Genomic DNA, 26,934 nt, shown 5'->3' with positions numbered 1-26,934 from the left:
TAAACTTAGTAAATAAAAATGTTTTTAAAGTGCAAATGAATGTCCTGCTCCTGCTCAGGGAGTGTCTTACACGTTACGTTACGCGACGCGCGAAAATTTTCTGCATCCATTCAGGTTCAGATAAGAAAAGGTGCGAGCAACGCCATAAAAAAGCCTCCGGTACTTTGTGAGTTCCGGAGGCTTGTCGTTGTATCGATTATTTTACAAAGCTGAGCAGCAATTCGCGCACGATTTTGGATGCCACGATTTGCGTCATCTCGCTGTGGTCGTACACAGGAGCCACTTCCACCAGGTCGCAGCCAATCACATTGGCGCCATTTTGCGCCATGAAGTGAATCGTGTCCAGCAGCTCGCGGGAAGTGATGCCGCCTGCTTCTGTTGTGCCTGTGCCAGGTGCGTGCGCAGGGTCGAGAACATCGATGTCGATGCTCAGATAGATCGGACGGTTGCCGATCGTCGGCAGCACTTGCTTCACAGGCTCCAAAACATCGTACTTGTACAGGTGCATGTTTTCTTTTGCCCACTCAAACTCTTCTCTCATTCCGCTGCGAATCCCGAACGAGTAGACGTTTTTGCCGCCAATCAGGTTGCACACCTTTTTGATTGGCGTGGAGTGGGAATACTGGTATCCTTCGTAGTTGTCGCGCAGGTCGGTATGCGCGTCAAAGTGGAATACCACCATGTCCTTGTACTTTTCGTATACAGCTTGGAATACCGGCCAGGAAACGAGATGCTCGCCGCCCAGTCCCAGAGGGAATTTGCCGTCTTCCAACACTTTTGCCACGAAGGTGCGAATCGCATCAAGGCTGCCTTCCACGTTGCCAAAAGGAAGCGGAATATCGCCAGCATCAAAATACTTGATGTCTTCGAGCAGTCTGTCCAAATACGGGCTGTACTCTTCCAGACCGATCGATACTTCGCGAATGCGGGCAGGGCCGAAACGGGAACCTGGGCGGAAGCTGACCGTCCAGTCCATCGGCATGCCGTAAATGACTGCTTGGCTTTCTTCATAGCTTCCGTGGCTGCGGATGAAGACATTGCCGGAATATGCTTCGTCAAAACGCATAAAGGTTGTCCTCCTCCGATTAGTCGCGGGTCAGCTCAGCCACAAAGTTAGGCAGTTTGAAAGCAGCGTGGTGAACTTCCGCATTGTAGTATTTGGTGCCCAGATCTTTGATTTTTGCAGGATCTACTTCCAGCGGATCATGTTGTTTGGAAGCGATGGTGAAGCTCCACAGACCGGATGGATAAGTAGGGATGCTGCAAGTGTACAGACGGGTTACCGGGAAGATCGATTTCAGGTCTTTGAACACGCGCTTGATCAGATCGCGGTTGAACCATGGAGATTCTGTTTGCGCAACCATGATGCCGTCTGGTTTCAACGCATCGTGAATGCCTTGGTAGAAGCCTTTTTCAAACAGACCTACCGCTGGGCCAACTGGCTCTGTAGAGTCAACCATGATCACATCGTATTCGCCTTTGTGGTCATGAATATGTTTGATGCCATCGATTACTTGCACATCGACACGCGGGTTGCCTGTCAGTGCGCTCGCAATTTCCGGGAAATATTTTTTGCAGGATTCAATTACGCCACCGTCGATTTCAGCCAGAACTGCTTTTTCCACAGCTGCATGCTTCACGATCTCACGGATTGCCCCACCGTCGCCGCCACCGACAACCAGAACCTTTTTCGGGTTTGGATGCGTATTGAGAGCGATGTGAGAAATCATTTCGTGGTATACAAACTCATCGACATCGGTGGTCATAACCATGCCATCGAGTACTAACATGCGACCAAACTGCTTGGTAGTAATGACATCGATTTGTTGAAACTCGGATTTCTCACTGTATAGGGTATCAGTAATTTTCGTTGTTATCCCGTGATTTTCCGTTTGTTTTTCGGTGTACCACAATTCCATATTCATGGTTATGTAACCTCCTTCAATTAACCGCATGAAAATACAATATAACAAGAAAATTATAGTAGCTGCCAATCAAAAAGCAAGTTTTTTTTCTGGACAGGCCAAAAACCCGTCCTCGCGCTCGTTTTTCATGCGACAGGCAAGTTTATCCAGTACACAGCTGACCCATACTAGAAGTATCATTTGTGTCCCTTAGTATGTCCCGTTTTTTGTGGAAACGTCGCGCTGTTTTTTTATGTCAGAGGACGTGGCTGCTTTTGCTGCTCAGAGCGGATTTTGCAAAAAAACTCGGCAAGGGTTATGGCGGTGGAGGTGTCGTTTTCGCTTGTCAAACAGCTATTTCGTTTCTGTGAAAAGACGCGGCGGGGGCTTGACGGCAGATGTGGCGCTTTCGCTTGTCAAACAACCGTCCCCGTTTCTGCGAAAAACGTCTTTTGGGACGTAAAACGCTTGCGACCAACGCTTTTCTCCCCCAAAGAGCGGGGAGACTGTCACGACTATTTTGTTCGTTCAAACAATAGAAAGGAGGAGAGGCAAAATGGAAGTCATTCGTGAGCCTTCCCTGTTGCGTTATCTTCGCTGGGCCAAGAAATTTGTAAAATTTTCCATACTCAGCCTTTTATGCTTATCTTTTGCCATCTTGCTCTTGATCTTGTACTTGCGCTCGCAACCGCTTCCTGAAACATTCGTCAAGCAGACGACAACGATTTACGCAGCTACCGGAGACGTGCTGGACACGATGCACCGGGGGGAAAATCGCATTTCCGTGCCCATTCAGGAAATATCGCCTGCCCTCATCAACGCAACGATCGCGATCGAGGATCGTTCATTTCGGGAGCATTACGGCTTTGACTGGAAACGGCTGGCCATGGCTGCCTACGTCGATGTGATCAACATGGACATGCGCCAAGGAGCCAGTACGATTACCCAGCAGCTGGCACGAAATCTGTATTTAAGCCTGGATAAAACATGGGAGCGAAAAATCAAGGAAGCCTTGCTCGCGATTCAACTGGAGCTGAATTACAGCAAAGATGAAATTTTGGAAATGTACATGAACCAGATTTACTATGGTCATTCTGCCTACGGAGTTCAGGCTGCCGCCCAAACGTATTTCGGCAAGGACGCCAAAAACTTGTCTCTGGCGGAAAGCGCCATGCTGGCCGGGATTCCCAAAGGACCGACCTACTACTCTCCTTTCGTTGATTTTGAGCGGGCAAAATCGCGGCAAAAGCTGATTCTCGAAGCCATGGAGCGCGATGGCATGCTCACGACAAAAGAAGTAGAAACGGCTTATGCGGAACCAATCAAACTAAAGGAGCGCGCTACGGAAAACGTAACCGAACAAGCGCCTTACTTCCGTGATTACATCGCGAGTCTGGTCAAAAACAAGTACGGCATCGATGAAGAAAAATTCATCCATGGCGGTTTGAAAATCCACACCACGCTTGATCCGGTGATGCAAAAAAAGGCAGAGGAAATCATCGCATCCACACTGCCGAAAGACAATCCGAATTTGCAGGTCGCATTGGTCGCCATGGACCCTGCTACCGGGTACATCAAAGCGATGGTGGGCGGACGCGACTATAAAACAAGCCAGTACAATCGCGTGCTGGGCAAAAGACAGCCCGGCTCCTCCTTCAAGCCGATCATGTATTTGGCGGCCTTGCAAAACGGCTACACGCCGCTGACGATGATGAAAAGCGAGCCGACGGTCTTCACCTATGACCATAACAAACAATATATCCCGAGCAATTTCGGCGGACGATATGCGAACGCGATGATCAACATGCGCGATGCGATCAAGACTTCTGACAACATTTACGCGGTCAAAACGATTGATTTTCTCAGCCCGCAAAAAGTCGTCGAGCAGGCGAAAAGCTTGGGAATCAGCAGTCCCTTGCAAGCTGTGCCTTCTCTCGCCCTCGGCACTTCCCCCGTCTCACCTCTGGAGTTGAATGCAGCCTACGCGGCTATCGTCAACAAAGGAGAAGCGGTTGAGCCAATCGCGATTACATCGATTGAAGACAGCGAAGGAAACGTTTTGGTGCAAGAAACTACGCAGAAAACACGGGTGGCCGATCCTGTCGCCTCTGCTCTGTTGGTGAATATGATGCAAGGTGTGTTTGAACGCGGCGGAACCGGATTCCGCGTCGCCAATGAATTGAATCGGCCAGTTGCCGGAAAGACGGGGTCGACCGACTATGACGCTTGGCTAAGCGGTTTTACCCCTCAGTTAGTCTCCACGGTGTGGGTAGGCTACGACAAAAATCAAAAGGTGGACGATGTAAAGGAAGGGTATTTGTCCAAAAAAGTGTGGGCGAGCTTTATGGAGAGCGCACTGAAAGGACAGCCTCCCGCCCTCTTTGATATGCCCGCCGGAGTGGTTTCCGTCTACATCGATCCAGCGTCAGGAAAGTTGGCTACCGAACATTGCCCGACTCCACAGCTGTTTTACTTTGCCAGTGGCACGGAGCCACAAGATTACTGTACAGATCATCTGCCTCCCAACCAAACACCTACGCCGCTGCCTGCGCCCGACTCTTCGACGTTCTGGCAACGGATGGGCAGCTGGTGGAAGCCGGATCAATAACTGATAACGAAAAAAGGACGCGCTCGCAAAGAGTACGTCCTTTTTTTGTTTCATCATTTCAATGCCTGGCTCATCACTTTAATGATTGGCTGTCTCCGCCGCCTACGATGCCATCTCCGTCGGTGAAGACATGGTCGTTGACGATACTAATCATCCCGGCCTGATCGAGCTGTTCCAATACTTCAAACAAGCTTTCCCGCTTGCCTGCCGGGAGCTTGCGGATAAAGTTGTTGATTTCAGCAGGTTCCACATGCGTCCGAAAATGAACCCCGCCGTGTTTCACAAAATGATCCTGGGATTGCTCCTGTTCACGCGGATCTTCATTCATGAGTACCGCCCCTTCCGTCAGACAGTTTGGGTCGAGCCTCTTTAGTGTGCCGCTATCAGCGCAAACCATGACCAGTAAAAAAATCTTCTATCGGCAATCACCGGATCATCATGTTCACAATTTGCCTGAACGCAAACAGGGAAAGAGTGACGGCTCTTTCCCTGTTTGTTGACCCAGTGTACATGTACACAGATATGGAAATAAGTTTACCTGACTTCAATTCTGGTAACAATTGATTTCACAATTTGTTCACAGACCGTTCACGATTTCCAGCTTTAGGACAAATTTTGTTTTAATTCCTCCGTGGAATTATCGAACATGGCTGCATTATTTTCGATCAGCAATTTTTTCAAAGCAGCTTTTTCTTTGTCGCCAAGCTCGGTCAACATGATCCGGCGCTTCATGGAATAGTCCATACGATTCACATGATCCGCCAAAATTTTGTAGCCGCGGCGCGCTTCCCGATCGATTTCCATGTAACAAGCAGTCGCCCCTGCGTAATACGGGCCATTTTCATTGCGGTCAACGGTTACCCACACCACCCAGTACGGCTTGCCGTTCGGTACTTCTTCTTTGTTCATCGTCCATTTGATGCCTTTTTCAATCGAGCTTTTTGCATGCAGCGCACCCATGTCGATGTAGGCTTCATCTCCATCGATGATAACGGACGATACAGCTCCCAGATCGAGTACCCCTTGGCCGAATCCGCCATGAACGTCCGTTTTGCCGCTCATGATGGTAAAGCCGCCTTTTTTGTTATCGAAAATATCCATTTACACGCCCTCCAGACACATATTCTCCTTTCTTTATTCTACTCGGAAACCTACAGTGACGCAATTTGCCCATGTGCCCGGTTATTTTTTTGCTTCGCGCTACTCTGCTTCTTCCTCAAGTGGCTCCCCGTCCTCGGTCGGCTTTTTACGATATCGCTTCATGAGCTTGTCAAACAGCCACATGATCAAAGTCAGCAGCAACGCAGAGTGAATCGCCATCGCTGCCTTGATGATCAGGAGCGATCCCAGCATCGTATCGGAAGGCACGGCAATCATGTAGTACAAAAAACAGCCAAGAAACGCTGCGCCGAACGTCAACCATCCCCGAAATCCGTAAACCGCCCGCAGGTAGCCTGTTACAAGCAACCCGATAATCGGTCCGCCCAACTCAATCGAGTACATAAACGGGCCGAGGAGCAGCCAGATAAACAGATTGTCCATATTTTCGTCCTTCCTGCCTTAGACGCTTTCGGCGCTCTATTGGAAGTCTTGATCAAGCGATTTTATGGATTCACAAATCCAGACTTCCGTCTATTTATTCATTCATCTATTCATGTATCCCATTTTCAGCTTTCCTCCGGCGCTTCGTTTAGGCCATTTCCGTCCAGGCGATACCGCCTGCCGCTTTCCCCATCTTCTTGTGAATCCTCGGACGAAAAGCGCTTGATGAAAAGCTTCGTCGCTGGCTCGTTTGAAGCTGGCGTTGGAGGTTCAAATTCCAGTTCTTCTTGATCGAGCACATGGATTACGACGATATTGCCATGGTATTCAATCGACAAATCATCCACCACTTCTTTTGCATTCGCATCGAGCTTGATCGACTTTCCATTTTTCAGCAACGTCAACTCTGGAAAGGTCCCGTCTTCCTTGGAAATAATGTAGTACAAATACTTGGCGCTTTTGCCCCCGAGCTGGTTGCGTAGACCAGGCTGAACTTCCTCGTTGCCCTTCAGCAATTGCGTCACTTGTTTCATGACTTCCGGATTGGCAGGCAGCTTGGCATGTTCGCCAGCTACATAGTACCTTTTTTTCATATCCTTTTGAGCATAGTTCGCGCTGATGTACGGAACGGTGCCATCTCCAAGACCATTGTCGTAATAAGGGACCCATTCATTGTGGTACGCATCAAAGTAGTAGCCGAGAAACGTAGTTTGACCCGTACCAACAATCGCATACTGAGGTACATTGATCGTCTTTTTGTCCCACTTTTCATGGAGTGCTCCTCCCTGCTTGACCAGCGGAGTGTAGTCGAGACGAATTTTTTTATCTTGCAAAAAGTCTTGATAGCTGTAAGGTTCGTTGCGATTTTTCTTCAAGAAACCCACCGTTTCAAAATACTTTTTGGAAGGCAGCAGTTCATAAACAGCCGGTGCGTATTCCGAGATGATTTTTCCTGTCTCTTCATCCAGCCATGGGATGGAAAAGTTGTACCCGTATTTGATTGCCTGATACGCTCGCGGAGATCCGAGAAATGGCGTTCCCATGTAGACAATGCGCTTGACTTTTGACTGGTACGACACATTTGAGAGCAACGTTTCCCTCGTAAGCAAACCACCCATGCTGTGCGCGACCAGCTGAACTTGCCTCGCCCCCGATCGTTCCAGCGCAGTATCTATTTTTTGTTTGAGGAAAGCTGCGTTTTTCGTGCTGCTGTATCGCCAGTCATACGGCATCGCAAAGATAGTCTTGTGCTTTTTGTAGCCAGCTCTCTCCAATTCTTTGACCATGCTGTAATACTGTTCGGTCATGTCACGCACAGGGCTCAGCGGAGAGTAAGAGAGATACTCAATCGCGCTGAATCCTTCATCGTCAGGTTCCGGATAGATGGATGCTCCCGCCTGCCGTGGGCGCACTTCTACGCTGTTTGTTGTCGTCGGCTCCAACGACAGCAAGCGCCGATGTCTGGGGTCATTGATTCCGACCAAACTGTCTCCAAGACCAAGCCATATTTCCGAAGCTTGACCGCCCTCCTCGGCCATGAGGCGTGACCCGCCAATTCCCGGAATCAATATGACCGGAATGGTCTTTGCTGCTATCTCCAGCTTGTAAGAATTAGGCGTGAAACCGGATCGCTTGCTCGCCATGACTTTAATGATGTAGTTGCCCGGATCGACGTTCATGATGATTTGTTCGTTGGCATTCCTCGGCTTCTCTGATCGGGACAATACCTTCCCCTGCTCGTCCTGTACATACAAGTCGATGTCCATCCCGGCCGGAATTTCTTTGAGATCAATGGTAAAAGTCGAGGCAAGCGAGAACGAGTAGCGATAATAATCGACGTCCGTACTGGCGTGCAAATTTCCGTCCACAGAAGCTGTAAAATTGGCTGGCAGCTCGTACGCTTCTTCGAGCGTATTGTTCGGCTCGTACTCGTCCACTTTTGCTTCTGTCTGATCAGCCAGAAAATCCACCCGCAGTCGATAGTAAAAATCTTTATGGTGAGACTCCATATGTCCTTTTACCATGACATAGTACCACTGGTCTTTTTCCAGGCCGATTCCTTCCACACTTTCATCGTGCTCTCCCGCAAGCTCAGAACGCCCCAGCTCGTTATGCTCATTGTCAAATACGTATACGTGATAGTCCTGGCCCGGAGGAACCTCACGCAAGGAAACATTCATTCGTCCATGCTTCGTGCCTTTTACTTTCCAGTAATCGACGTCGCCTGCTGTGCCAATTTTCCCCCTGCTATCCTTGGCGTCAAACAGCCAATCCGCTTTTTCCTTGGTATTGTTAGGCTCCAGTTCAAAAATCACTTCTCTGCTGCGCAATTCGGCTTCTTGTGGCTTGCCGCTTTCGGCAAAATCTTTGTAAAACGCTTGTGCCAACTCATCCAGTGACCTATCAGAAACGTCTGTGTCCGGCTCCTCTATCTCTGACTCATCCGGTTCTCCAGTCTGGTGCATCTCAGCTTCTTCTGACGCGGGGATTAACTCCAGCAGGTCTTTCCCGTCCTCAACGTACCTGTCCCAAGGTGCACGCCTCACCTCCAACGCAGCCTCATAAGATACATCTAGATCAGCCAAATCCAGTTGCCAGCTTGCCAACAACTCTTCGTCGTCCCGATCTGTCAGACTGATGATCAGCGGGCGATTGCCAGCAGGCTTAACAACAGCGGAAATGCGATCATCGTTGCGGAAGGCCCGGCTTTTTCGCTCCCCTTCCTGAACGACAGCCAGCTCGACCTGCTCTGAAGCTGCTGACAATTGCGCCTGAAAGTGTATCTCTCCCTCTTCCACCCAAGCCCACGCCGTTTCAACGAATAAACGATGCTCTTTTGCCCACCCGGTTCCGCCAGCATTCACCCAGCATATCGCAAGCATAATCAACAAATAGAACAGGCGCTTGGCCGTTGTCATCATCGTGATCCCCCTTGTCTTCTTTCTACTTCAAACAGTAAAAAAAGACAGATAAGGGCTGCAAATATATTTACTGAGTGCTGTGGTTGCGGACACCTTGGCGTTCCCAAGCGTTGGCAATGATTCGGAAAGGCACCCGGTAATCTGCATGCTCATGACCTTGCCCTGTCGTTTTGTTCCAGTAGGAAAAACCTTTGTTCACCCCAAACCGGAACTGAACCTGGTAGTAAACCGCATAAGAAGCCCCTTTTTCAAATCCGTACTGCTTGTCTCCCATCAAAGGAGTATCTACCCCTGTCTCACGCTGCCCCAACTTGGCAACCGCATAGGAAGGACCGCCCCATCGCTGGCTGGAAATAGCGCGCAAATCGAGCAAAGACTGCAATGACGTCTGCCTCCGTCCAGTCTCAGATATCCACGCCTTGGCCGAGGCGATGAGGGGAAACTGTCCGCTGACCGGGTGACGATGTCGATCCTGCAGCTCCACGCGCGCCAAGATCCGCTCTCCAGCGTAAAAATCGAGAGGTGTACTGTCCGGATAGCGGTCACGCCCGTGGTACTCAGCCCATTCGGCTGTATGAAGGACAGAGCTTGTCGCATTCGGTTCAAACACTTCAAAAAGCCGCTCTCCGCCTTTGACCGTGATCGTATAACGGCCTGTCATGGTGCTGCCGGCTTGTTGTGCCTCGCACGTCTCGTTGTCATCCTCGTCTTTGGTGCACACGTCATAGCTCAAGGCAAAGTCAATTTTATAGTTCATCGTGATGACAAAACCGTTAATTTCCGCTTTGTATTTCTGATTTTGCAATACTTGTCTCCATGTCGTTTGAGTCGGAACGGTCGTCCCTGTATAAACAAACTCCCCACCCATGGAAGTGCTGGCAACCTGCCATTGTTCAGGTACGCCGGGTCCCGTTACTTGCAAGTCCAACGTGGCTGGTGTGTAGACAGCCAAACTTTTTGCATCGGCGATCCAGCCCGGATTTGCTGTCACTTTGACGTTCTTGATCTCCTCTCCACTGACCGACTGTTCAAGCTGTTGCGCGTAATCCGTTATTTTTTGATTGATTTGCTGCTGTGTCTTTTGATAGCCTTCATTGATTTTCGTGTGATCAATCACGACGCGAATTTTGGCTGGCTCTCTCTCCCATACGCCATCTGCATGCACCGGAAGCTTTTGCAATTGGCGTCCATCGCTGTCGTAAATCTCCAGTCCAATCTCCCCGCCTTCGTAATCCTCTCCGCCTCCCGGGGGCTGCGGAATGTTTCCTCCGACGATTTTTACAGGCCATTTTGCCCGGTTGTCTGCCCAGTTCGTTTCATTTTCCGGCTGATTTTGGGCCGGGTTCAAATGGGCAATAAAATCCTCGGATTTTTGCGGGTATTGCGTTGGAACCTTGATCGTACGCACCTCGCCCGGCTTAAATCCGTCTACATCGAGCATCGTTTCTTTTGCCGAGCTGTCCCATCTCACTGCCAGCTTTGTATCATGCTTGAGTTTGCCTGCATTTTTAATTTGAAACGTAATGACGCCTGTTGTCCCAGCTGCTTGCGGCTGTTTGGGAGCAATCGCGAAACTCTCTTTGAGAATGAGCAAATTTTCCTTGTCGGTCGTATCCGCTCCTTCAATCTCAATGAAAATATAACCGTCACACGTCTCGTTGGACTCGCCATAAAACGCCACCATGTACAAACCTGGCAACACTTCGTCTGTCACATCATCATCCGGGAGACGTATCCAGTGACTTTCAACCGGAAGCTTATCAGAAGGCAAGCTCCGGCCGTCCCGCGAAAACTTCCACTCCAAAGAAACCGGGTCCAGCCATTGCGTGTTCATTTTCGTGTCCTCGGATGTAAACAACATCAGATCGTACCGCTTGTCAGGAAAATCAGACGCTTGAAGCCGAATGGTTTCCCCGCGCTGTATCGGCCTTGTCCATGCCTCTTGACCAGAGAGCGTTTCCATACTGATCAGCATTTTGTAACATCTGCCATAGCCTTGAACAGTAAAGACAAATTCACGGATGCATCCGGTTTCGGAAATGAAAACCAGTTTGATTTGCTCTCCCACTTCGATGTCTTCGGGCAGCACAACGGCTTGCTGCTCACTCGCCCCTAGTTTTTGGCCGAGCAGCTTTCTCTCATTGTTTCTCTCCACATACCAGGTTCCCGAGCTGCTGGCAGCCACTCGCATGTGAGTCTGGTATCCTTCTGGCGTCAGCGTAAAGTTTTCCTTGTAAAACGGAATGAATTTGAAATCAGAAAAGCTCTCCCCGCCCGGCGGGAACTGCGAAGGTTGCTCCCCGTATCTTTTGAAACGTATTCGTTCCTGTTCAGCGATTGAGCAGCTGATATCGCGAATTTTGATCGTAATTTGCCAATCGCACTCCGGCCTGTCTCTCCAGAGTGCCTGATTATAGTTCAGTTTCACGCGATATGTTTTTCCCTTGTCCAAAGTCACACCCTCGCCAACCTCATCTGTATAGGGAAGCCGAAATGTATCGGAATTATAAGTAACCCATCCTGCGCGGTCGCCCTTGTCTCGCCTGGGCAATGTCTCGACAGTCCCGTCAGGCTTTGTCACATCCCATAAAATGGACGCCGGGTTGACTTCTCCGGCTGCGTCCCGATAAGTGGACTTGAACCTGATCTCCTCTCCCGGAGACAATTCAATGGTTGCACCGCTTGACAGCACTTTGCCGTTCACCATAACGATTGGGCATTGATCGACTCCCTGGCCCCCTCTTTTGACGGCAATGCTTTTTTCCCAACATTCTGTTTTGTCTTCGCTCGTATAGGCAATTTTGAATGTGCCAGATTCAGGCGCTTCCGTGATGCCAACTTTGCGATTGTCGCCACTTCCCGTTTGCATAGCGACACCATTTTTCGTAAACGAACCAGGCTTTTTCGCCGTGGCGATAATCGTGGCATACTTCTCGACAGTGATAGTCTCTCCCTGATCGGCTACCCCCAGCAGCTCTCTGACTGTCTTCTCTTCTTCAATGCGCAAGTCCATCGTCGTGCGTTTGCAGCCGACAGGTTCCGGGTCAACAGGAGGCTTCGGGTCGATCGGCGACGCGTCTCCTACTGTGAATTGGTACGTGTAAGGAGTCGATACGTTGATGCTGGGCGAGCCTTGACGGGAGCGGTGATGCCTGTCGGTTATCGTCAGTGTTACCTCGTAGAGACCCGCTTCCACTGGCTTGTATTGGTAGCTGTTTGTCCATACAAATGGCTTCGGGGTGCTAGTTTCGCTTACAACAGGCACGTACCCGCTCTGATCGCGAATTTCTTCGTTGGTCACAAAGGAGTGGTAGCCTCGCCCGGTAGTTTTGTTGACAACGGACAAACTCCAAACAAGAATGCCACGGTCATAGTAAGAATAGTCCGTGGCATTCGCCGAAATGGTCACCTGTTCGTTGACCTCGTATTTGGTTTTGTTAGTGCTGACTTGTCCAGTCGGTTGAGGGGTGGTGCGGAAATGGCCTACGGATATGTAGCCATTCCCGTTTGGTTCGAGATTGTCTCCAATGGTGTAGCCGGCTCCGCCGGAGGCTGTGGCTAGTTCGGCTAGGTTGTAGGCTTGGTAGGGTTGAAAGTTAATAGCTTCAACTGCTGAGATTTTCTTACTGTATACATTTGCATTTCCGCCAAGAATATAATTAGGATTTCCACCAAGACGATTAATCCAGGCCGGGGCTTCAGTGTTATCTACAAAATACCAGCCTCTGTCTGCCTTTTTGTTTGTATCCGCAAAACCTAATACTCTGTTACTGTCGATGACTCCATTGATTTCAATTTGAGAAATAGTTGCACCAAGTTGTCCTTCAATACCAGAAATAGTAAGGATATCATATTGTCCTTCCGGTGCAAGTTCTTTATTTAAATCCACTGTTGCGACAGCAATTCCATGTAGGTTCGGTGCTGCTAGGACAAAATTCATATAAATTGTGTATAAACTGCATAAGAAAAAGAAAGACAGCACAATACGTGCTATCTTTCTTACCCTGAAAAAATGCATTATCATTACGATTACGCCTCTCTACTAATAAAATTTTTGAGTGGTTTTTTTTCTATCAAGCTCAGGTAATTTTGTGTACTGATAAATTCCTGCATCTGCTGAGTTAGCATTACTTATAACTGTAAAACTTAGGTGCTCAATGTTATCTAATGATAGATTAAACGATTGATTGTTTACAAAGCCTTCTCGTCCATTTTCCTTAGTAAAGAAAATCGCCCTAATCTTGAAATTCGCATCTCCTTTTGGAACTTTTCCAGCAATCCTTCCGTTCTGTATTTTAAGGCTTCTATGAAAATCGTCGGCTAGTTTTTCTCCTTGTTCAAATTGCCACTTATCCGTCCACAAATACCGCAAAATCTCCGCCGCATCCCCCCGCAATACGGGCAAGTCCTCCCTGAACTTGGGCTGTCCGCTTGGTGCCGCCTTCATCCAGCCCCAAGTAATCAATGCACCAGTATTGGACAAATTCGGATTTTTCTCCCCCCGAAACGGCTTCCACGCATTAAACACCAGCAGCGCCGCCTCTTCCTTCGTCAACAGCTTGTTCGGATTGACGGGCACATTCGCCAAAATGCCTGCCTTTTGTGCGCGCTCGTAGATGTCTTTGGCCCAATGGCCCGCAGCGAGTGCTGGCACAGACTCTTTTTCGCTTACTTGCCGAATCGCTACCAGACTGGCTACAAATTGCGACTGGGTCACGGTTTGCTCGGGGTGAAATTTTCCGTCCGGATACTTCCAGAGGTAGCCTTTTTGCAGGCCGTGCGAAATGGCATCTTTGGCGGGATGATTGGCATAATCAGAGGCAGGAGCGGATTTTGCCGCTGCTTCCGCTACATGTAGACGAAGAACTTCGCTTTCGCTGCCACCGTTTTGCACCACCGCGATCCCCACTAACAACAGACTTGTCCACAACGTTTTTCCAATCAGTTTCACGCCTATCCCCTCCCTATTACCAGACATTTTACCTATTTTATCCATTTATCGAAAGATCCCGCTCCAGGTGTCTTTGCAAAAAGCTTCGCAGCAACGCCTCCGGCACATCCCCCTCCAGTTTGTCGATGACCCGCTCCCCGTCTACGATAAAAACCGTGGGCGTCGCCTGCGCTCCCAAACGCATGGCTTCATCCAGCTCCCGGTCCCTCTGGATGTCCAGTCGTGCCACCCATTCCTGTGGATAATCTTTTGCCACCTTTTCAAACGTGGGCGTAAACGTTGTGCAATATCCACAACTGTTGCTGAAAACGTAGACGATCTTCGCCTCCTTCGTACCTAGCCCACCACTCCATAAAATCAACGCGCCAAGCAAAATAACGCTACCGAGCACACTCCACCACCATCCGTGCCGAACTCTCTTCATTTTCTTCGCTCCCTCCACACGGGCTAAATTGAAAACGGACTGACTATGTTTTTGTCAAAGAACGATGCCCGTATTATGCGGCGTCATTGTGAGACAAAAAAAGCCGACCCGCTTTGTGGTCGACTTGACAGACAGTTCCCTGATTTAAAAACCCGCGAAAAAAGACAAAAAAAATGACGTACCACAACTGTTGGAAGTTCGTACGCCGTGCTGGTTCGTTTATGCAAAACATTTTACATCAGTTCAATTCCGTGCCGTCTCCGTGCATCAAAGAACGCAGTTCCTCGATAAAAGCCTGTCCCTTCCGGATTTCTTCCTCGGAATAGCGCTGTTTGCTCTTAAAAGTAAAAATTTTGCCCTTCATTTCTTCGTAGGGCAAATGGTTGAAGTACAAGATAGTGGATACCAGTTCAAGAAAACGGGAGTTCTCTTCGTTCATGCGCAAGATGGCTCGCTCTCCCAAGCCAAAGTCGACCTCGTGAAACCGGAGGAAATCTCGCCCCGTTTCGTTAAGCGAGTAGCGGTACATGTGAATGGCGCCCTTGCTCTCCACCTGCTCATCCAGAAGCCCCATGTTGCACAACTCATCTACCCTGAGTGTCAGCTCTTCCGAATACGGACCGTACATGTGAAACTCGTAGCGCTCATCGAAATCCATCTCCAGATGTTTTCCTATGTACACCATTTTCTGCAATTTTTTTCGCCCGCTCACTTCGCCGACAATTTCGATCAGACGAATGATCTTGGCGTGACGATTAAGCATCCTCCATCACTCCCAGACGTTCTCGAATCTTCCGGGATAGCTCCCCCGGCAAAGCCATGACTTTATCCAATGGAAAGTACAATTTGTAGTCAAATCGGCGCTTTCCGCTAATGGCCTGTACAATCTCAGACTTCTGCGACAGTTCTACCAGCTCGCCGGAAGGCATCTGGAGCATGATCGGAATCCGCTCCTCTTCTTCTCCGGCACGGTAAAAATCATACGGAAGATCGGAGGTCGTGTCTACCTCCAAATAATACATCGGGTCGATCCCTGCCTCAATGAACTGTTCTTTCAGTTCTGCCAGCAAGCGAAAATCTCTTGGATTATATTCGACGTATTTGAAGAGATTCCTGTCCAAAAAACGGGCGCACAAATCTTTCAAAATAGCGTCTTCTTCCTTGCGCCAAAGCTGCATGTAGAACAAAATCACCGATTCATCCAGCGCCAAATAATCGGCCACTTCCACTTTTTCCGTCAAAAAAGGAAGCAGCATGACAGGCTCCTGGGAAAACTTGTACCCTGTGGCAAACAGCCATTTGGCCCGCTGAAAAATTTTGCAAAGCACAACTTCCGCGCTGCGCGTCACCGGATGGAAATATACTTGCCAATACATTTGATAGCGCGACATGATGTAGTCCTCAACCGCGTGCATGCCGCTGAACTTGAAAACAATGCCGTCCTCCTGCGGTCGCATGACTCGCAAAATGCGCTCGATCTCAAAGTTTCCGTAATTCACACCCGTGTAGTAGGCATCTCGCAGCAAATAGTCCATGCGGTCTGCGTCCAGCTGGCTGGAAATGAGGCTGACAATCAGCTTGTTGTCGTACGTTTTGTTGATCACTTCTGCCAGCTTTTTCGGGAACTCCTCATCGAAACGGCGCAAAATCCGGTTGATTTGCGTATCGCCGAGCAAGATTGCCCGCGTCCAGTCCTCGTGGTGGTACTTGAACACCTTTTCAAAGGAATGCGAAAACGGCCCATGTCCGACATCGTGGAGCAAAGCAGCACACAAGCAGAGCAGCTTTTCCTCGTACGTCAGTTGAATCCGGCCTTCAAACGTCTCCAAAATTCGCCGCATCAGCTCGTACACGCCAAGCGAATGGTTAAACCGGCTGTGCTCTCCACCGTGAAAGGTAAAAAAGCTGGTGCCCAGTTGCTTGACCCGGCGCAGACGTTGAAATTCTGGCGAGTTGATCAAGTCCCATATGAATTTGTCCCGCACATGGACATAGCGGTGGACAGGGTCTTTGAATACCTTTTCTTCATGAAGCAGCTGGGGCTGTTGCATCCTGGACACTCCCTTCCTGTTTGCGTTCTCTCTCTATATTTCTCTGCGTACAGTATCGTCTCACTCTATCATATCACACGTCTGGACGTGTTTCTTGTCACAAGCAAACTCTTAAAAGAATCTGAAGAATGTGCCTTTAGTATAGACCAATCATTGGATAAATAGGAGGATTAAAGAAAATAATCTTGAACAATGTGAGGGTCGCAACATGATGAAAAACGCTTTTCGCTTGATGTCCGCCAATCCGTTACCCGGCAGTTTGCTGCTGATTGTACTTTTGCTGCCGTTGATCGCCTCCTGGGGGCAATTCATCGAGTCAGGCTTTTGGCAAGAAACCATATCCGTAACGCTCCTGTTCTGGCCAAAATCAGCGTGGAAGCTGGCTGTTCCACTCCCTGGCTGGTTTATTTTTGCTGTCTTTACGCTCGTATACACGCTGAGCATGATTCGTCTGGCACAAAAACGCAGCCTGGTCGAAGCGTTTCTGTTCATTCTGGCCGGATTTTTGCTGGCAAAAGCGGGCGGTGCGGCATTTCAGGCAATCAGCGGCTGGTCGAAACTACAGCCAATCGGCTCACAGGAGCTGGCAGGCAAAGCAAACCTGCTCGTGTTTGCCACCTGGCACAATCCTCTGTGGGAAGAGCTGGTCTTTCGCGGCATCCCGTTGCTGTTGCTCGCTCTCCTCTATTCCCGAAAAGAGTGGCCCGGGTATGCCAAATGGCTTTACCTCATCGTTCCGTCGCTCCTGTTCGCTTGTTATCACGTGCCCGGGCATGGACTCGGCACCCTGTTTGAATCTTTTCTGATCGGAGTCCTTTGGGCCTTTGCCGCCTTGCGTTGGGGGTTAGGCGCGCCGATCGTCCTGCACATTTTTGCAGATGCCATGCTAGTCCCGACGTTGCCCCTGATGAAAAACATGCCGTTGCATGAAATTCCCTGGCTAGTAGAGTACGGCTGGCTGTTCCAGTCGCTTTCCGCTCTTTGCGCACTCTTGCTGGCCATGTCGATTCCAATGCTTTTGTTCAGCGGTTGGCGCAGAGCGAAAAGGACACAGGCATCTGAGCTATAACCGATGCCCTCCTGCTCCGCTTGCTTTTGCTTTTGCACGCTTCATAAAAAAAGCAGCGGCACGCTCTTCGCCCAATCGCGCGAGAGACTGCCGCTGCTGTTATTTCCTTACATCATTTCTGCCTCCGGACCGTACAAGTCCGGACGTTTTGCCGCTTTTTTCGCCTGCTTTTTCAATTTGCGCTGAGTCAATACCGTGTAGAAGGACGGCACGACAATCAGTGTCAAAAGCGTTGAGAACAACAGGCCGGAAATGATCGTCACCGCGAGCGGCTTGAACAGGACGTCACCGGAAATAGCCAGTGGCATGAGGCCAGCTACGGCGGTAAACGAGGTCAACAAAATCGGTCTCAATCGTGCCTCGCCTGCTGAAATGACCGCTTGCTTCAACTCTCCCCCCGCGTGGCGCGCCTCTTCGATGAACTCGATGAACACGATGCCGTTGCGCACGACGATTCCCGACAGCGAAATCACGCCCATCATCGTCATGAAGCCGAGCGGCGTTTGCGTCACGAACAATCCAATCAGACTGCCTGCGACCGCCAAGTAGACGGTACTCATCACCAGCACCGGAATCGTCAGCGAGTAAAACTGCATCGCAATCAAAATCAGGATCAGGAATACTACGATAATGGAGAGTTTGCCCATATCGATAAAGATGTCCGTCTGCTCGGAAGTTTCTCCGCCGATGTCGATGCGATAGCCTTCTGGCAAAGACATGCTGTTGAGCAAAGGCTGGATTTCCGTCATCACTTCTGTAGCCGTGCGATTTTTCACATCGGCCGAGATCGTAACGCTGCGCGACAAATCGCGGTGCGGGATCGCCTGTGTGCTGAACGTAGGCTTAACCTCCGCAAGCTGCGACAGCGGAATCAGCTCGCCGCGCGCATTGGCGATGCTGAGTCGTTGGAACAACAGCGCCGGGTCTTCGTTGCCTTTTTGCAGGAACATCTTGATGTCGACAAGCTCATCGCCCGTGTCAAACTCGCTGACGGTAATGCCTTCGCTGACCAGTCGCAACGTCGTGGACAAATCGGTGTAATTGACCAGCTTTTGCTCCATCAGCTCTTTGTTGACGACAAATTCGAGCGTGTAGCGCTCTACGCCGAAATTATCCTGCACGTCAAAAGTTCCGGAAATCCCCGCGACCTTGTCTTTGATTTGCGCAGACAGGGAACGGAGCGTTTCAATATCTTCGCCGTAGACGCGGATGACTACCGGCTTGCCGACAGGCGGCCCCGCCTCCAACTGCTTAGGCAAGACAGTCGCTTCCGGGTACAGCTTCTTGAACTCTTCTGTCCAAGGCTCCAATATGGTTTCAACCTTCGTTTCTTTCTCATTGAAATGCACGACGAGCTGACCGACAGTGATACCGCTTCCCGCATCGGTATCTCCACCAAACATCTTCGGTGCGCTGCTCCCGGCATAGGAGGCGACAGATTCAATGCCATGCTGCTTCATAGCCCAATCGGATACGCCGCGCACGACTCGGTCTGTCTCTTCCAGACTGCTTCCCACTGGCATGCGAATATCGATTAAAAATTGCGGACGGTCATCGTTCGGGAACAACTGGACAGGCGTAAGCGGAACCAAACCGTAAGCAGCCGTCCCGATCAAAACGCCAATCATCCCGGCCATAAGCGGACGCTTGAGAATTTTGGGCATCAGCTTGCCTGCGTACCAGCCTGTCAGCTGTGTCAGTTGCTTGCCCAACAGTCCAGCCGGTTTGCGATACCCTTCGACACCTGATTTTCGCCGCGTCTCGTACCACTGACGGAAAATCGGGATAATGGTCAAAGACATCACCATGGACGCGAGCATCGTCAATGAAATAATCGCGGGTACAGGGCGAATGAATTGACCTGCGTTCCCATTCAAAAACATCAGCGGAGCAAAGGAAGCAATCGTCGCCAAAGTCGCCGTTACGATGGAAATGGACACTTCCTTGGCGCCGTTGACCGCTGCTGCCAGCGGCTTTTCGCCCAACACGGACAGGCGGCGTTCGATGTTGTCATTGACCACCACAGCATCATCCACCAAAATCCCGAGCACGATGATGAGCGAGACAATCGAAATCATGTTCATCGTAATTCCCAGCGACGGCAGGAACAAAAGCCCTACTGCCAGCGAGATCGGGATCGCCAATGCCACGACGAACGAAGTGATCAGATTCAGTCCCAATGTGCAGACCAGCAAGACGGCAATCACGGCGATAATCATTTCCCGGGTAAGATCGCTGAACAGCTCATCTACGCGCTCATTTTGGCTGTAGATCGAATGTCTTTCCGCCCCAGCCGGAAGTGATTTGTCCAAAGTCAGCATCATTTCGTCCACGCGCTTTTGCAGCGATGGCACGTCGCTTCCTGTCTCCGCGTTGATGCTTACGGAGATAGATGGCTTGCCGTTGTAGTAAGACGTCGTTTTGACCGTCTCTGTCGTCATTTTTGCCTGGCCGATGTCCTTCAAATAAATCGGAAAGCCTTCCGGTGTGCGGGCAATCAACACTTTGTTCAGCTCATCGACATTTGCATTTTCGGCCAGTTTCAACTGATACGTACGTTTGTCTGTGGTCAAATCGCCGAGCGGAATTTTTTCATTTTCCTGTTTGACGGCCATCATTACCTGGCCCCACGTAATTCCGAACTGGCTGAGCTTTTGCGTATCTACCTCGATGCGAACCTCTTGCTTCGGCAAGCCTTCCACCTGGACATCTGCCACGTTCGGAATGGTCCGCAGTTGTTCTTTCCACGATTTGAACATGTCACGCATGCTGTACAGCTGCTCCTGCGTATCCGCTGTAACGGCAAACGTCTGGACAAATGTGCGATTCAAGTCGTCGTTGATAATCGGCTGTTTGGCGTCCGCTGGAAGGTCCGCCTCAGCGTCCTTTACCTTTTTGCGCAGCTCATCCCATTTTTGCTTCGGGTCAACGTCGCTTTTCGCTTCCACGATGATAAAAGAAACGCCAAGCGAAGAAGTCGAGGATACGTAGTTCAAGCCTTGAAGCTCGTTGATTTTTTCTTCCAGCTTTTTGGTAACGGTCTGCTCCACCTTTTCCGGCGAAGCTCCCGGGTAAATCGTCGTCACTGTAGCAAGGTTGACGATAATATCAGGTGACTCTTGCTTGGGAAGCTGGAAAAAGCTGAGGAAGCCAACCAGCACCACCATAATGAAAAACAGCAGGGTGATCTTGCGCTTCGCAACGATGTACTTGATCACGGCTGCTTCCCTCCTGTCGCCTCAATCGGGTCTCCGTCAAACAAACGGTCGACACCTTTGACGATCAGTTGGTCCCCCTCTTTCAGCCCGCTCTTGATTTCCAGTTTGTCGCTTGCAATCTGTCCGATTTCCACTTTTGTTTTCAGTGCCTTCCCAGCAGCATCGACAAACACATGGGCGTCGTCTTTTCCTCTGCTGATGACTGACTCTACCGGAACATAGATGCCGACCTGTCCTTTGATCGTCTTGGTCGCCTTCACCACTTGCCCGGCAAACCAGTCATGCGCAGGGTTGGCAATTTGCACTTCTACACCGATTGTTCCCGTGCTCTGATTCGTAGCGGGGAAAATTTTCGTGACTTTGCCATCCCGTTTCTGGTCGTACAAGTCCAGCGAAACGACCTCGCCTTCCTTCCAGGTAGCTATCTCGCGGTCTGGTACGGGCAGCACGACTTTTAACGTATCGATATTGCCCACTTTATAAACCGGGGTGCCGGAGCCGACCAGGTTTCCGGCGGAAGTGAGCTTGGCGATGATCGTTCCATTGATCGGGGAACGAAGCTGTGTTTTGGCCAGTGTGCTGGCGGCTGCTTCCTTGGCAATCACAGCCTGGTTGTATGTAGCGCGGCTCAGTTCCTTGTCTTCCGAACGAGCGCCCTGTGTGACCAGCGAGTACGCCTGCTGGGCATTTTGCAAATCTTTTTGCGCGATCGTCAGTCCGTTTTGAGCCGTCTCAAACTCGCTTTGCGAGATTGCTTTTTGCTGGTAGAGCTGTTCAATCCGCTTGAAATCATCCTGCATTTTTTGCAAGGCGACCGTTGCTTTTTCCACCAGCAAGCGCGCCTGAGTCACTTCCTGCTCTCTGGCTCCGTTGTTCACTTTGCTCAAAGTGGCCGCGCTCTGTTGTACCGCTGCGTTGGAGGAAGCGACCTGGAGCGAATAATCCTGGGCATTTACGCGGGCCAACACCTCTCCGGCCTTGACCTTGTCGCCTTCGTTTCTGGCCATCTCGACAAGCCGCCCGCCTACCTCAAAAGAAACGACCGCTTCTTCCAAAGGCTCCAATGTTCCGGACAGCTCGGTCACGGTTACTGCTTGCTCCTTTTTGACAGCCGCCACTACGACTTGTTTGACTTCCTTTTCCGGTGCTGCCGCAGGCTGCTGCTCACTGCATGCCGTCGTTGCGAGCAATCCAATCATCATTACAGATACAAGCCATTTTCTCATCATGACTTCCCCCGCTCCTATGTACCATCACACGATTTTGTATGTTTAGACCCTTCTGATTCCTTGCAGCAAAATTTCTGACGCATGTTCATACAATTGCTCTTCGTCGTCGATGATGGGCACATCGAGACCGACCCGATATTTAGCCATGAACGCATAAAAGAACGTCGAGATGAACATCAAGGCTGCCGTGCACGGATCAGACTTGGGCAAATGTCCCTGCTCCTGAAACTCGGTGAGCTTGTTGCCAAGCACTTCCACAGCCGTCATCGGCAGGCTGCTGAACAGCTTGACGACCTCCGGGTGATTATCCGCTTCGACGATGCAAATCATCAATATTTCTTTTCGCTCCACCAGCAAATGATAGTACGTCCTGGCATAAGTAATGAGCATCTCCTTGACGTTGGCAAACTCGCCCTGCAAGCCTTGCTCCAGTTGCTCCCGCACTTCGAGAATGTCTTTAAGAAGCTCCTCCAGTATCGCCACCTTTGTTTTGAAATGGCGAAAAATCGTCACTTCGTTGACTCCGGCCAACTCAGAAATTTTGCGGGTCGTTGCTCCTTTATAACCTTTTTGCGCCATTAACTGGCGGGCGGCAGACAAAATCCGTTCTCGTGTCTCTTGCTCCTCACCCCTCCCTCCAGAAACGTATTCGATATGGGGCTGATCCATAACGCACCTCCAAAGCCATGCAAGCAATTGCTTTCATTTTCCTGTTTTTCCACGCACATTATATCCCGATCATGCATGCATGTAAATACTTGCATGCGCTATTTGAAAAACAATTTGCTGCCGCATCATCCAAACAAAAAACAAGCTCTGCGCAAGCTTGTTTTTTTGAGAAAAAACATCCCGACGCATTCCGGGAAAGTGGGAGTGGCCGCTTCCGGCATTACCGTTTTACATGCTGTTTCACCAGAGAGCCTGGATCGAGACGAAAGTCTTCGGAGCTCTCGACCAGATCGATTTCGCAGCCCGGCCCGATCTCCACATTTTTTCCGCGAACGACCTTGGCACGCGTGTATTCCAAATAAATCTCGTCGCCTTCCACGCTATCTACAGACAAGGCCAGCGCACTGTTAAAAATGTGTTTCAACAGCTTGTTGAGCGTACTGCTCCCTGCCTTGCGAACCTCGATGTACTCCCCGCCCATTTCTTTGGCCTCACAACCGCCGTGCAAGTGAACTTCAATTCGTCCGGCATTCAGCAAGCCTCCGACTGTAAAAGCGCCTTTTGCGGAAAATACCTCCGCTTCGCAGTCACCTGTCGTCTTCAGCATCCCGCGCACTTTCACTTCTTCTCCCGTCATGCTGCCGTGAATTTTCGTGTTTCCATCGACCTTCAGCCTGGTAAAAGCCAAGTCTCCATTCACGTCGAGCTGACCGTATACTTCGATCGTGTCCAGCTCAGCCTTGCCGCTGATCGACGCGTTTCCCTCCACCTTTGCCGAAGCTCCCCGGACATTCCCTGTAATGCTGAGATGCCCTGCACAATGCAGTGTCTCGCACTCCACATCCCCTTTGATTTTGCCAAAGCCTTGGACATCCACTTTGTTATATACGCCACCCGATGCATTCACGGAACCGTGAATGACGAGATCCGGTTTGTTTTCGTTCATCGCCTTCATCCCCTATTCTGCTACATTTTTGCTTTCAACTCTTCGATACATGCAGCCAAATTCAGTCGGGACACGATTTTCACGCCGCTGTCAAAGTGTACCTCTGTAGCACCAGGCACCAGCACAAACGTCGAAATCCCCATTTTTCGCACAAAAATCAATTCGCAAGGCTTGCCCTCAAAGCTCGGATAGTGATCGCACAGCACTTGCAAAAGCCCGCCGCTCTCATCCAGACTCATTTCGCCTGTAATCAGCAGCCGATTCAGCACGTAGACGTATAACACTTGTTCAAAAGAGAACACTTCCGGCTTGCCCTGATACTTCGTATACAACTCCAATGTGTTAGCAGAAACAATGTTTTGCTCCACTAGCTCGTCATAAGTGAGCTTCGTCCCCGCCAAATGAGGAGAGAACATGTCTGCCAGCTCATCCAGAGACAGATCGTCTTTCATGTGAACGATTTTGGCGATTCTGGACATGATCTGCTCACGCGGGAAAAAAGTTTCCTGCCCCGTAAAAGTGGCGCGCCGGATGAACCAGTCCTCTGGAATCAGGTTTTTCCGTTTCCAGCGGTACAGTTGCCCGTACGATATTCCTGTCAGCTCCAGCAGCTCCTTTTTCGAGATGAGATTAGGGTCCATGTGAAGCACCTCCAAAATCAATGTAACATAACACTGTTACGTTATTCAACTGCCTATTCTTCTGTACGACAAAAAAACCGGCAGGGCGAGTCCTGCCAGCTTCGTTTTCACCTATGTTCCAACTTGCTTTTGCGCTTTGCCGTTTGAATGCCATCGACAACTGCCAGGAGATACAGCAGCTCGCTAGACAAATTCCGCCTGAATCAGCCGCTTCATATCTGCGGGCACTGGCGCTTCCACAACCAGCTCTTTTTCGAGCAAAGGATGGAAAAAGCGCAGGCTTGCCGCGTGCAGAGCCTGTCTTCGCAACAGTCCTCTCGCTCCGCCGTACATCGTGTCGCCTGCCAGCGGGTGACCGAGGTGGGCAAAATGAACCCGAATCTGATGTGTTCGCCCTGTCTCCAGCCAGACCCGGACAAGCGTCATCCCCTCAGACGCCTGCTTGACTTCGTAATGGGTAACCGCATGGTCTCCGTCATTCGTCACGCGCCGTTTGCTCGGGTGGCGCGGATCGCGGCCAATGGGCGCGTCAATCGTCCCAGTTTTCTGCGGCAGTTGCCCGCTAACCACCGCCAAGTATTCGCGGTGCAAGCCCCCTTCGCGCAGCACCCGATCAGCCAGCTGGTGACCGTAGCTGCTTTTTGCCACCAGAATCGCTCCAGATGTGTCTTTATCCAAACGGTGCACCGGATGAATGCTCGCACTCTCCCCGTTTTTCGCAAACCGCTCAGCCAGCGAATGCAACAATGTTTCGGTATGCTCCGGCTTGGTTGGGTGCACCAGCAAACCCGCGGGTTTGTTGGCAATCAACAAATGATCGTCTTCATACAAAATTTCGACCGGAACTACGTGGCTGGCAGGTGGCAACGGCTGTGCAGAAAGCTGCGAGGACCGCTCTGCCTGCTCCTGCCGATCGACTACACGAACAGCGACCACATCCCCGACCTTCACCTGACGCTGCAAAAAGGGCTGTTTACGGTTGAGCAAAATCCCCTTGCTTCTCGTCAGCCGTTGCATCATTCGTCCCGATACGCTCAGTTTTTGCCGGACAATTTGTTCGACGTTCATTCCGCTGTCTTCTTCTTTGACGATGTATTCCATCCAGTCTTTGCGACTCACGGCTAATCCCTCTGTTCCATGCTTTTTTTCCTATTGTAACAAAAGGACGCCTGCAGCGCCCCATTCCCCTCCTCCCTGCTGACGGCGACTCCAAATCCGCGCATAAAAAAACCACCATGCGATTGCACGATGGTTTTCCCGCTCGCTGTTAGCCTTTCAAATTTTCCGGGTTGAGCCCTTGCAGCTCTGGCAGGACAAACAGGCCGTCTTTGCGGATCAGAACGTCATCAAACCAGATTTCGCCGCCGCCGTACTCAGGACGCTGGATGTTCACCATATCCCAGTGAATTTGGCTGCGGTTGCCGTTATCCGCATTTTCGTAGGCACGGCCAGGCGTGAAGTGGAAGCTGCCCGCAATCTTCTCGTCGAACAAAATGTCGTTCATCGGATTCAAAATGTACGGATGCACCCCGATCGCGAACTCGCCGATATACCGCGCGCCTTCATCGGTGTCAAAAATTTGGTTGAGCTTCTCCGTGTTGTTGGAGGTCGCCTCGACGATTTTCCCGTTCTCGAATGTCAGGCTCACATTTTCAAACTTCGTGCCCATATAGCTTGTGGCAGTGTTGAATGTGATTTTGCCGTTTACAGAATCGCGCACAGGCGCGGTGAAGATTTCACCGTCCGGGATGTTGCGCAGTCCGGAGCAAATGACGTTCGGGATATCCTTGATGGAGAAACGCAAGTCCGTTCCCGGTCCGACCAAGCGTACCTTGTCTGTGCGATCCATCAATTCCTTCAGTGGGAGAAACGCTTCGTGCATCTTTTTATAGTCAAGGGAGCACACATCGAAATAAAAATCCTCGAAAGCTTCCGTCGACATATTGGCGCTTTGGGCCATCGCTGTCGTCGGGTAGTTGAGCAGCGTCCAGCGAACGTTCGTTACGAGGTAATCGTTCAACTCTTGCATGACGCTTTGGTGGGCACGGCGGCGCTCAACCGGAACATCTGCCATTTCGCTGTCATTGGACGGGCCATTGATCACGATGTACGTATCGAGATCTTTGAACATCGGCTCTTCCCATTTTGCCAAATGAGCGGCACGGTCCGCACTTGCTCCCATCATCAACTCGCGCTGGATTTGCGGGTCCAATACCCGAACAAACGGATAGGCTCCCTTGGCGTACGCTTGCTTGACCAGTTCTTTGGCCAAAGCGTGCCCCTCGCCGCGCACTTCAATCAACAGCGTCTCCTTCTCCTCCAATCGCACGGAATGGCTGAGCAAGTTCTCCGCCAGCTTGACAATTCGAGTATCCAACATGCAATCTCCCCCTTATCGCGATTCCTATAAAAAATATTTTACCGAATGGGCGAAACTTTTTCAATTACGCGCCGACTTCGTTTTCAGCTTCGTGCTTATCATATCATCGGAACAGCTCAAGCGGGTCAAAAAACGACCCGTTTGGTACAATTCCAAAAAAAGCGAAAATTTCTCTTGCCTAAAATCATTTTCGTAGAGTATCCTAGTCAACAAGAGTTTACCTGTTCAAATATTTTGAAAGACGGGAGTTGAGTTCATGGTGTCTTATGTAGTTTTTCTCGCTTAGGTGGGGCCTTTTGATAAGAGGCCGCTGCCTCTTACTGACCCTACCTATCGTTAGAAACTGCAGGATGCCTGAACCGCTTCCGTCTTTTTCCCGAT

20 protein-coding genes are annotated in these 26,934 nt (G+C 50.3%); 2 read left to right on the top strand and 18 right to left on the bottom strand.

Annotated elements, in window-relative coordinates; genetic code table 11:
• Nucleotides 1–196 precede the first annotated feature (196 nt).
• Nucleotides 197–1,066 (bottom strand): agmatinase, encoded by an 870-nt coding sequence (gene speB / locus EDM60_RS02575; RefSeq protein ID WP_122962557.1) that lies wholly within the window; start codon nucleotides 1,064–1,066, stop codon nucleotides 197–199.
• Between the two features lie 19 nt (nucleotides 1,067–1,085).
• Entirely contained in the window at nucleotides 1,086–1,919 is an 834-nt protein-coding gene (gene speE, locus EDM60_RS02570) for a polyamine aminopropyltransferase (RefSeq protein WP_063229042.1), read from the bottom strand.
• A gap of 541 nt (nucleotides 1,920–2,460) precedes the next feature.
• Here speE and EDM60_RS02565 point away from each other — a divergent pair.
• Nucleotides 2,461–4,512 (top strand): transglycosylase domain-containing protein, encoded by a 2,052-nt coding sequence (locus tag EDM60_RS02565; RefSeq protein ID WP_122962556.1) that lies wholly within the window; start codon nucleotides 2,461–2,463, stop codon nucleotides 4,510–4,512.
• Nucleotides 4,513–4,585: 73 nt separating this feature from the next.
• Here the strand turns inward: EDM60_RS02565 and EDM60_RS02560 are convergent, their stop codons facing one another.
• The 9 genes from EDM60_RS02560 to EDM60_RS02520 all read right to left on the bottom strand — a co-directional run bounded on the left by EDM60_RS02560 (nucleotide 4,586) and on the right by EDM60_RS02520 (nucleotide 16,401).
• Nucleotides 4,586–4,840 carry a hypothetical protein gene (locus EDM60_RS02560; RefSeq protein WP_122962555.1) on the bottom strand — a complete coding sequence of 85 codons (255 nt, stop codon included), beginning with the start codon at nucleotides 4,838–4,840 and terminating at the stop codon, nucleotides 4,586–4,588.
• 275 nt (nucleotides 4,841–5,115) lie between these two features.
• On the bottom strand, nucleotides 5,116–5,613 hold the full coding sequence (locus EDM60_RS02555; RefSeq protein ID WP_122962554.1) for a YwhD family protein: 498 nt from the start codon (nucleotides 5,611–5,613) through the stop codon (nucleotides 5,116–5,118).
• A 99-nt stretch (nucleotides 5,614–5,712) separates the two neighbouring features.
• Complete coding sequence (locus EDM60_RS02550; protein ID WP_122962553.1) at nucleotides 5,713–6,054, bottom strand: hypothetical protein; 342 nt, start codon at nucleotides 6,052–6,054, stop codon at nucleotides 5,713–5,715.
• A gap of 125 nt (nucleotides 6,055–6,179) precedes the next feature.
• The gene (locus EDM60_RS02545; RefSeq protein WP_233454060.1) at nucleotides 6,180–8,975 is read right to left on the bottom strand and encodes a lipase/acyltransferase domain-containing protein; all 2,796 of its coding nucleotides are present in this window, start codon (nucleotides 8,973–8,975) and stop codon (nucleotides 6,180–6,182) included.
• Nucleotides 8,976–9,042: 67 nt separating this feature from the next.
• Entirely contained in the window at nucleotides 9,043–12,384 is a 3,342-nt protein-coding gene (locus tag EDM60_RS02540) for an ABC transporter permease (RefSeq protein ID WP_233454059.1), read from the bottom strand.
• A gap of 633 nt (nucleotides 12,385–13,017) precedes the next feature.
• The gene (locus EDM60_RS02535; RefSeq protein ID WP_307723367.1) at nucleotides 13,018–13,926 is read right to left on the bottom strand and encodes an S-layer homology domain-containing protein; all 909 of its coding nucleotides are present in this window, start codon (nucleotides 13,924–13,926) and stop codon (nucleotides 13,018–13,020) included.
• Between the two features lie 37 nt (nucleotides 13,927–13,963).
• A complete protein-coding gene (locus EDM60_RS02530; RefSeq protein ID WP_122962551.1) occupies nucleotides 13,964–14,350 on the bottom strand; it encodes a thioredoxin family protein in 387 nt (128 codons plus the stop codon).
• Between the two features lie 238 nt (nucleotides 14,351–14,588).
• Entirely contained in the window at nucleotides 14,589–15,113 is a 525-nt protein-coding gene (locus tag EDM60_RS02525; protein WP_063228939.1) for a YwgA family protein, read from the bottom strand.
• Nucleotides 15,106–16,401 carry an HD domain-containing protein gene (locus tag EDM60_RS02520; protein ID WP_063228938.1) on the bottom strand — a complete coding sequence of 432 codons (1,296 nt, stop codon included), beginning with the start codon at nucleotides 16,399–16,401 and terminating at the stop codon, nucleotides 15,106–15,108. Before EDM60_RS02520 ends, EDM60_RS02525 begins: the two co-directional genes overlap by 8 nt.
• Nucleotides 16,402–16,609: 208 nt before the next feature.
• Here EDM60_RS02520 and EDM60_RS02515 point away from each other — a divergent pair, with 208 nt between their 5' ends.
• Complete coding sequence (locus EDM60_RS02515; RefSeq protein ID WP_122962550.1) at nucleotides 16,610–17,470, top strand: CPBP family intramembrane glutamic endopeptidase; 861 nt, start codon at nucleotides 16,610–16,612, stop codon at nucleotides 17,468–17,470.
• Between the two features lie 107 nt (nucleotides 17,471–17,577).
• Here EDM60_RS02515 and EDM60_RS02510 read toward each other — a convergent pair whose 3' ends face one another.
• From EDM60_RS02510 to EDM60_RS02480, 7 genes are all read right to left on the bottom strand, one after another.
• Nucleotides 17,578–20,688 (bottom strand): efflux RND transporter permease subunit, encoded by a 3,111-nt coding sequence (locus tag EDM60_RS02510; RefSeq protein WP_122962549.1) that lies wholly within the window; start codon nucleotides 20,686–20,688, stop codon nucleotides 17,578–17,580.
• Nucleotides 20,685–21,917 (bottom strand): efflux RND transporter periplasmic adaptor subunit, encoded by a 1,233-nt coding sequence (locus EDM60_RS02505; RefSeq protein WP_122962548.1) that lies wholly within the window; start codon nucleotides 21,915–21,917, stop codon nucleotides 20,685–20,687. Before EDM60_RS02505 ends, EDM60_RS02510 begins: the two co-directional genes overlap by 4 nt.
• 42 nt (nucleotides 21,918–21,959) lie before the next feature.
• Nucleotides 21,960–22,586, bottom strand: coding sequence for a TetR/AcrR family transcriptional regulator (locus tag EDM60_RS02500; RefSeq protein WP_063228934.1), 627 nt, complete (start codon nucleotides 22,584–22,586; stop codon nucleotides 21,960–21,962).
• Between the two features lie 220 nt (nucleotides 22,587–22,806).
• Nucleotides 22,807–23,532, bottom strand: coding sequence for a polymer-forming cytoskeletal protein (locus EDM60_RS02495; protein ID WP_229049764.1), 726 nt, complete (start codon nucleotides 23,530–23,532; stop codon nucleotides 22,807–22,809).
• A gap of 20 nt (nucleotides 23,533–23,552) precedes the next feature.
• Entirely contained in the window at nucleotides 23,553–24,173 is a 621-nt protein-coding gene (locus EDM60_RS02490; RefSeq protein ID WP_122962546.1) for a YhbD family protein, read from the bottom strand.
• A 183-nt stretch (nucleotides 24,174–24,356) separates the two neighbouring features.
• On the bottom strand, nucleotides 24,357–25,292 hold the full coding sequence (locus tag EDM60_RS02485) for an RluA family pseudouridine synthase (RefSeq protein WP_122962545.1): 936 nt from the start codon (nucleotides 25,290–25,292) through the stop codon (nucleotides 24,357–24,359).
• Nucleotides 25,293–25,440: 148 nt separating this feature from the next.
• Nucleotides 25,441–26,553: an aminopeptidase gene (locus tag EDM60_RS02480; RefSeq protein ID WP_063228933.1), complete on the bottom strand. Its 1,113-nt coding sequence runs from the start codon at nucleotides 26,551–26,553 to the stop codon at nucleotides 25,441–25,443.
• Nucleotides 26,554–26,934: the final 381 nt, after the last annotated feature.

The sequence above is a fragment of the Brevibacillus parabrevis genome (genome assembly GCF_003710905.1).
GTDB classification, from domain to species: Bacteria; Bacillota; Bacilli; order Brevibacillales; family Brevibacillaceae; genus Brevibacillus; species Brevibacillus parabrevis.
This window is presented reverse-complemented; position numbering and strand designations above follow the sequence as displayed.

Coding starts and splice junctions, on each gene's coding strand:
- speB (WP_122962557.1), bottom strand. CDS start 1,066: ATGCGTTTTGACGAAGCATATTCCGGCAATGTCTTCATCCGCAGCCAC.
- EDM60_RS02550 (WP_122962553.1), bottom strand. CDS start 6,054: ATGGACAATCTGTTTATCTGGCTGCTCCTCGGCCCGTTTATGTACTCG.
- speE (WP_063229042.1), bottom strand. CDS start 1,919: ATGGAATTGTGGTACACCGAAAAACAAACGGAAAATCACGGGATAACA.
- EDM60_RS02525 (WP_063228939.1), bottom strand. CDS start 15,113: ATGCTTAATCGTCACGCCAAGATCATTCGTCTGATCGAAATTGTCGGC.
- EDM60_RS02490 (WP_122962546.1), bottom strand. CDS start 24,173: ATGGACCCTAATCTCATCTCGAAAAAGGAGCTGCTGGAGCTGACAGGA.
- EDM60_RS02555 (WP_122962554.1), bottom strand. CDS start 5,613: ATGGATATTTTCGATAACAAAAAAGGCGGCTTTACCATCATGAGCGGC.
- EDM60_RS02565 (WP_122962556.1), top strand. CDS start 2,461: ATGGAAGTCATTCGTGAGCCTTCCCTGTTGCGTTATCTTCGCTGGGCC.
- EDM60_RS02520 (WP_063228938.1), bottom strand. CDS start 16,401: ATGCAACAGCCCCAGCTGCTTCATGAAGAAAAGGTATTCAAAGACCCT.
- EDM60_RS02545 (WP_233454060.1), bottom strand. CDS start 8,975: ATGATGACAACGGCCAAGCGCCTGTTCTATTTGTTGATTATGCTTGCG.
- EDM60_RS02530 (WP_122962551.1), bottom strand. CDS start 14,350: ATGAAGAGAGTTCGGCACGGATGGTGGTGGAGTGTGCTCGGTAGCGTT.
- EDM60_RS02480 (WP_063228933.1), bottom strand. CDS start 26,553: ATGTTGGATACTCGAATTGTCAAGCTGGCGGAGAACTTGCTCAGCCAT.
- EDM60_RS02505 (WP_122962548.1), bottom strand. CDS start 21,917: ATGATGAGAAAATGGCTTGTATCTGTAATGATGATTGGATTGCTCGCA.
- EDM60_RS02500 (WP_063228934.1), bottom strand. CDS start 22,586: ATGGATCAGCCCCATATCGAATACGTTTCTGGAGGGAGGGGTGAGGAG.
- EDM60_RS02515 (WP_122962550.1), top strand. CDS start 16,610: ATGATGAAAAACGCTTTTCGCTTGATGTCCGCCAATCCGTTACCCGGC.
- EDM60_RS02560 (WP_122962555.1), bottom strand. CDS start 4,840: ATGAATGAAGATCCGCGTGAACAGGAGCAATCCCAGGATCATTTTGTG.
- EDM60_RS02495 (WP_229049764.1), bottom strand. CDS start 23,532: ATGAACGAAAACAAACCGGATCTCGTCATTCACGGTTCCGTGAATGCA.